This window comes from Fulvivirga kasyanovii, assembly GCF_009711405.1.
GTDB classification, from domain to species: domain Bacteria; phylum Bacteroidota; class Bacteroidia; order Cytophagales; family Cyclobacteriaceae; genus Fulvivirga; species Fulvivirga kasyanovii.
Window position 1 is genome coordinate 1 of sequence record NZ_SMLW01000352.1, and the last position, 6,698, is coordinate 6,698.

Consider the following 6,698-nt stretch of genomic DNA (forward strand, 5'->3'; position numbering starts at 1 on the left):
CCTGGTTCAAAACTGCTAACGTCCAGTTCTATGCTCTGTGAGTTGGAAGTGGTAGCCTGTTTGTTAAGCACCACTCTGCCTCTTACATCTACGAGTCGTAGCCAGGTGTAACCGTCCCTTACTACCACATTCAGTTTGTTTGCCGCAGGGTTAGGGTACACAACAATGTCAGAAGTTGATTGGCTTTCAGTTGCAGGCGACTGCTGAGCTAGCCTGCTGTTACCTGCATCGCAAACCGGTGGTGTGGAAGAATTACTAAAATAGATAGAAAATCCGCCACTTTTGGAGACCATCACAAAGTTACCGTTATCCAATGCCACCCAATAAGAGCCATCCAGACCGGGAATACCGCTGTTGCTGAAAGTAATATCGGGTTGTGCCTGGTTAAATGTGGAAGCAGATACAGTCCTTAAGTCAATCCACCAGTTGGGCTGGCCGTTGTTGGTATTGAAAGACATCTGCCACAAACCATTGTGCTGGATGCTCCAGTTGATGGTAAAGTTAGTGACATTGCTCAGATCGGGCCCTCCTGCTCCAAGTACATGCGTGTTGTTAAAGCTCTGGTTTATACTAGGCAAGCCTGACGCCAGTGGTGTACCAAAATCGCACCCTGACGGATCGGAAGGCGACACTTCAATAGTTACACTGGCGTCATCGGAGCCGCCTTTACCATCTGTTACGGTTACGGTGGCTGTGTATGTGCCTGCCGCTGTATATGTATGGCTTACCACTGCGCCTGTAGCGGAAGCGCCATCACCGAAATTCCAGCTATAGGAAAGTGCGTCGCCATCTGCATCACTTGAGCCACTGGCATCAAAGGTCACGGCTAGTGGCGCCTGTCCTGTAAGTGGGTTAGCTGATATCACGGCAACAGGATCATTATTTTCTACACCAACAGTAATGTTTACTGTACTCGATGTTTTCGTATTTCCGGCATCATCAGTGGCTACGGCAGTTAATGCGTAGCTTCCTTCTGCCACATCAGTCCAGATTACTGCGTATGGCGCACTGTTATCTACGCCTAAGCTAATGCCATTCCGGAAAAACTCTACGGATGCCACAGCATTGTCATCTGATGCATTGGCCTCAATAGTAATATTGGCACCCGGGGCAAAAACAGCATTATTGGCCGGAGATGTAATGCTTACTGTAGGAGATGCGTCCCCTCCTCCTTCTCCAAAGAAGAAACCATACTCTGCATTGGCTAAGGCAATTTCTATCAGAGCCCATGACCTGTGGTACCTGGCCACATAAGGCTGACCACTCTCGTAGCTGCTTTGAAGCTTCTGAAAATCAGGATCGTTGCGGTAATCGCTGCGGATATCAAGGAAGGTAACACCATTTTCTATAACATCGCCATTGGGCATAGTTCCGTTAAATGATTCGGGCACGTATACTTCCTGCTCGAAGAACCTGACATAATCTCCTCTTTCCTCAGGTGAGGCAAGGCCTTTGTCATCACGGAAGTTATTCCACATTCTGTCCAATATTTCTTTGGCAAGCACTCTCGATTCCTCATCAATGGTTTCATATTTCTCCGTAGCGGCAGCATAGTAAATTAACGCTTTGGCAAAGGACGCAGCAATGCCCAGGTCCTGATTATAACCGGTTACTGTTACCCTTAAGTTGCTGTTATCACCCGGATTGTCAGGGTTCCATGTATCCGGCTCACCGCTCCACTCCAGCTCGGCAGGGATTTGAAATGTACTGCCTGTTAACTGCACATGCTCTTTTACCCAGGGCACCCAGTTGTCCATCAGTTCCTTGGCTCTGGGGTCGTTGGAAAGGTAGTAGTATTCCGCTACGCGCTCCATAGACCATGCCTGCCATCCTCCCCAGGAGTTGCTTCCGGGATCATGATAGACGGGGTGCTCATCATAGGCCATTCCGTAGAAAGTTGATTTTCCCGCCGGATATGGACTGTAATCACCATTCCAACTGTTGGTGGCTCCACCGGCAATGGCTCCATCGGCTGATTGCAGATAGCGATAAAATTCGAGCTGACGATCCAAACTGGTGCCAAAATCCCTGGCTCCGTTTTGAGATGCGGGCATCAAATCATTGTATGAATTTAAGGCCCAGGCAGCCACAGGGTTTTGGTACCCAAAGTGGCAGTGGCTAGACCCTATCCTCCATGCCCAGGTGCCTGAGGTAGATATAGATCCGCCCCATGCATAGTACCAAGACATCAGGTAATGGGCACTTTCATAGCCGGAACCTGCGGCATCAGGACTTTGTGCTCCCAAGGGTTTGAAATACTTGTCAAACATGGCCAAACGGGTAAAATCACCCATTTTGCTGGCATCACTCAGTGGAATAACTGAGTTAGGGTTCAAATCCTGCTCTTTGGCCCACTCGGCAGCCCAATACATCGCTTGTACTACCCTGGCATCTGCATCAGGAGCATTGGTATATCTCCACTGTTGAGCATAATTCTGATCGAGGGTAAATAAAGGCAAATAGCCTTTGTCACCACCCCAACTGAAATCTTCCCATGATGGCTGGGGAACTGTTTCCCAAACAGATTCCTGCTCGCCTCTCTGGAAGGTGTTGATAAATGATGGTGTGGTAACACCGTCTCCCCGGGTGCCATATCCATAGAAATTATCGCAGTCCAGCAGCCAATGCATACCGTAGACTTCCGGGCCATAGGCTGAGGTTAGGTCCGGTGATACGGGATCGTTGCCCACGGGGGTATTGAACTGCAATGGTGATGGATAAAAGCTTGGTTCGGGAAACTCAGGCGCATAGGTAGCCGGACTGGAAGCATTATAGGCGCTGTTCGTCGGCTGGTCTTCCTGCGAAGGGATGATATGATCCTCCATTTTGCCCCATGCCTGGTTCAGAGGCTGCCAGTCGCCACTGACTCTGCCATGCATGGCTTCCAGCCAGATCCAATAGGAATATAGTTCACTGGTGGACTCATGCCCATGATCGGGCGCTTCTACAATTAAGGTTTCTACGGAGTGGTAAGGTGCGCCGTCAGGACTAAAGTAGCCGTTGGCAGGATCATAAAACTCTCCTCTTAACTCGTTAAACCGCTCAATGTACTCATTCTGTGCACTGGCAGAGGAGCACCACACCAGCATAAACAAAAAGAGTAAAGACAATTTTAAATTTGTTCTCATAGGATAAAGGGTTAGGTTATAAATTGTTTAATCGATTACATTTTATAAGAAAACAGAGGGTGACTGAAAAATGCTAACATCAGTGAATTCATCACCACGTCGGTTCGCTTTTCTGTACTATTCAAAGGAATCATTAATTAAGATTATCTGCTGGCACTATATTCTTAAAGTTCTGGAGTATTGTCTACCCTGAAAAAATCGCCTAATCGGGTATGAAAGGGATTTTTTCCACCTGGATTTTCCGTTTGTAGAACGGAGGGATCAGAGGCGTAAAACCGGGACATTTACATCAAAACAGCGGGGTTATTATATCACGGCTGGGATACGGAATATTATAAAAATGGGGAGAACATACTATGTGTCACACAATTACACGCTGAACGGTGAACCGGTGATTTTGAAGGTATGAAAGCTATTGAGGAGTGGTGAAAATATGCTTGAATGGGTTAGTCTGGGTAGGGTTTGTTGGAATATAGTCTCATTTGCGGGATTTATACAGCGCAGTTGGGGTGAAAAAATACTACTTACAAAATGTCATCAAAACATCACGTGCCACTAAAACAACCCCATCATATACTTCCTCGATATCCACCGTAACCACATCTCCTACTTTGAAAGGAAGCTGAAGCTTTTCTAAACTGTATTGGCAAAAATCAATGGTATTAATATCACGAACTTTAATTTTACCAAAATCAATGGCCTGTATTTCAATTATTTCAACAGCCCCTTCATCCACTAACCTTGCCTTAGCTGGCGTCCAGATTTCAACCTCCTCTCCAATTAGAGGCAAAAACAATTCATAATGAAAATCTTTATCAGCGTAACCCGGTATGATTTCGTTAAAAAATATTTCAAATGCCTGTCTCAGGTTGTCAGGGCCACAATATATTTTAAGACTGTTATCTAATGCCTCTATCGAAAACCAATCATGCTCCTTCTCTACATTCTGGTAATCTCTTTTATAACCAAGTGCTTCCAAAGGAGTTTCCGCCAAATCAATAGCTACTGACCATCCGGGATTATCCAAGGTAGATATAGAATATCCATAGCTATGTTCCCAGTCTCCGTTACAATTTAACTTATACCAATTTTGAATTCGTTCTATTATGTCTTTCAAAATAGTTTGGGTTTACCATTTGTTTAGGTTTCTAAACTAATTACACTCAGACCAATTTCAAAATCATCACCCCCTTAGAAATCTTCACCTCAACATTATCTTCTTCATTAAAACCAGCTTCTTTTAACCATTTGCCACATAGCCTGATTTCAGGGACAGAGGTCTGACTCCATTTATTAAAGCGTATTCGCTCATGAATTTTCAAGATCCGCGTTTTCTTCATGTCATATTTTTATATGACAATAATATTAAACCAATTCCATTTGTCAAACTTTAATATGACAAATCTGTCGTATAATAAATTGACATTTGTTTTGTGACTAAGGACGAACTCAAAAAGAAAATAGGGCAGCGCATTATTGAGTTAAGAACTCAAAAGGGCTGGAGTCAATCTGATCTGGCACGGGCATGCAATAAGGACCGGCAAGCGGTAGAAAAACTAGAAAACGGCAAGGTTAACCCAACGCTTTATACGTTGTATGAAATTTCAAAAGCACTGGAAATTTCTTTAGGCCAACTGGTGGGATAATAACGGGGCAAAAATCAGATAATTTTATCAAGTAAACGACTGCCTGAATTCCAGGGGAGTACTATTGGTTTTTGTTTTAAAAAACTTGCTGAAGGATTGTGGGTGCTCAAAACCTAATGTATAGGCAATTTCAGTGATGGAATCCTCTGTAGTGGTCAATTTTTCCTTAGCATCGGCTATCACTTTATTATGGATATGCTGTTGCGCATTTTGCCCGGTAAGGGAGCGTAGCATATCACTGAGGTAGCTGGGTGATAAATGCACCTGATCAGCTAAATACTGAACAGTGGGCAAGCCTTCATTCAATGGTTTCGAATCACGAAAATAGTCGTCCAAAACCTCTTCCAGCTTTTGAAGGAGATCGTTGTATACTGCCTTGTGGGTAATGAACTGCCGGTTATAAAAACGGTTGCTATAGTTGAGCAGTAATTCAATCTGGGAAATAACCACATCCTGACTGAATGCATCAACCCTGCTCTTGAGTTCGGTATCAATGATATTGAAAACAGACATGATAATTTCCTTTTCATGATCAGCTAAATACAGTGCCTCGTTTGAGCCATACGAAAAGAAGCCATACTGTTTGATCTTCTTCGCCAGCGGATAGGTTAGTAAAAAGTCAGGGTGAATAAAAAAAACATATCCGGAGCCTGAGCTTTTAGGAGTTTCGAATACCTGATTTGGAGCGGTAAAGATCAATCCGCCTTTACCAAAGTCATAATAATTTTGCCCGTATTTTGCCTGTCCGCATAGTGTGCTTTTGTAGGCAATCTTATAAAAGTTGAGAATGAAGGAATCAAATGATTCCTTCATGGGAGGGATTACATCCTCTATATTTATAATACTAACCAACGGATGCATTGGCTGAGGCAGCCCAAACACCCGATGTAAGTCTGATAAAGATTCAAATCTTCGCGGAAGGTTTCCTTTCTTTTTCATCTCAGCAAATAACCCGACAATTAATAAAGCACTAAATATCGGCTATCGTTGACCTTTAAACAACAATTGATACTGATTCAACGCAGAATGTTTGCCTCACCCTGCGCCGCATCGGACACCTCAGCCCAGGCTTCCCAGCTTTTGAGTCTTTCATTATACGCCTTGCGCACGGAAGGCAAGGATTGATCTCCCAAAAAGAGGCGCATAGGAGGCTGATCTGCATCCACCACTTTGAAAAGAGCCTCAGGAGTGGCTTTAGGGTCTCCTTTCTTTAATGCCTTTAGCCCTTGCACAAACTGTCCTTTAAAGTCTGCATAAATGTCAAGCGCTTTAGCCATTTTTAAAGACTCAGGACTTCCAAACTCAGTGGCATAGGCGCCCGGTTCAATCAGCGTAACCTTAATACCAAAAGCGCTAACTTCCGCAGCCAAACTTTCGTGGATAGCCTCGAATGCCCATTTCGTGGAACAATAGTATCCGATTACAGGCAGCGACTCGAGGCCAAGACTACTGGATACTCCCAATATGTGGCCATGGCCTTGTTTTCTAAGCAGAGGCAAAACAGCCTGAATAACAGAAAGTGCACCAAATACATTGGTCTCATAGACTGCCCGGACGTCATCAATGCTCGCTTCTTCGATGGTACCTACAAGTGAATATCCGGCATTATTCAGTATCACATCCAGCCTGCCAAAATAATTCCGGGCTTGTTCAACGGCAGATTCTGCCTGACCAGGCTTTGTAACGTCAAGCTCAAGTGTCAGTACACTTTCTCCATACTTCTCCCTCAGGTCGGCGATGCTCTCTAACCTGCGTGCAGTCGCTGCCACTTTATCTCCTCGCTCAAGTGCTGCTTCCGTCCAGATACGCCCAAAACCGCGTGAACAACCAGTAATAAACCATACTTTACTATCCTTTTGATGTTCCATAATTATATTTTTTTATTTTAGAATATCACAAAGGTCTATATTATGCATAGCCTGCC

At 44.4% G+C, this 6,698-nt stretch carries 6 protein-coding genes; 1 reads left to right on the plus strand and 5 read right to left on the minus strand.

Going from position 1 to position 6,698, the window contains the following annotated elements; all coding sequences use genetic code 11:
* From E1163_RS03655 to E1163_RS31630, 3 genes are all read right to left on the minus strand, one after another.
* Nucleotides 1-3,128, minus strand: a 3,128-nt coding sequence (locus E1163_RS03655) for a glycoside hydrolase family 48 protein (protein WP_155169560.1), incomplete at its 3' end; no start/stop codon positions are given.
* Between the two features lie 520 nt (nucleotides 3,129-3,648).
* Complete coding sequence (locus tag E1163_RS03660) at nucleotides 3,649-4,245, minus strand: immunity 53 family protein (RefSeq protein ID WP_155169562.1); 597 nt, start codon at nucleotides 4,243-4,245, stop codon at nucleotides 3,649-3,651.
* Between the two features lie 46 nt (nucleotides 4,246-4,291).
* Nucleotides 4,292-4,468, minus strand: coding sequence for a SymE family type I addiction module toxin (locus E1163_RS31630; protein WP_155169564.1), 177 nt, complete (start codon nucleotides 4,466-4,468; stop codon nucleotides 4,292-4,294).
* A 93-nt stretch (nucleotides 4,469-4,561) separates the two neighbouring features.
* Here E1163_RS31630 and E1163_RS31140 point away from each other — a divergent pair, with 93 nt between their 5' ends.
* Nucleotides 4,562-4,774: a helix-turn-helix domain-containing protein gene (locus E1163_RS31140; protein WP_343033737.1), complete on the plus strand. Its 213-nt coding sequence runs from the start codon at nucleotides 4,562-4,564 to the stop codon at nucleotides 4,772-4,774.
* A gap of 27 nt (nucleotides 4,775-4,801) precedes the next feature.
* Here the strand turns inward: E1163_RS31140 and E1163_RS03675 are convergent, their stop codons facing one another.
* Both E1163_RS03675 and E1163_RS03680 read right to left on the minus strand, forming a co-directional pair.
* Nucleotides 4,802-5,713, minus strand: coding sequence for a helix-turn-helix domain-containing protein (locus E1163_RS03675; RefSeq protein ID WP_155169566.1), 912 nt, complete (start codon nucleotides 5,711-5,713; stop codon nucleotides 4,802-4,804).
* 77 nt (nucleotides 5,714-5,790) lie between these two features.
* Nucleotides 5,791-6,642, minus strand: coding sequence for an SDR family NAD(P)-dependent oxidoreductase (locus E1163_RS03680; RefSeq protein ID WP_155169568.1), 852 nt, complete (start codon nucleotides 6,640-6,642; stop codon nucleotides 5,791-5,793).
* Nucleotides 6,643-6,698: the final 56 nt, after the last annotated feature.

Coding starts and splice junctions, on each gene's coding strand:
- E1163_RS31630 (WP_155169564.1), bottom strand. CDS start 4,468: ATGAAGAAAACGCGGATCTTGAAAATTCATGAGCGAATACGCTTTAAT.
- E1163_RS03675 (WP_155169566.1), bottom strand. CDS start 5,713: ATGAAAAAGAAAGGAAACCTTCCGCGAAGATTTGAATCTTTATCAGAC.
- E1163_RS03680 (WP_155169568.1), bottom strand. CDS start 6,642: ATGGAACATCAAAAGGATAGTAAAGTATGGTTTATTACTGGTTGTTCA.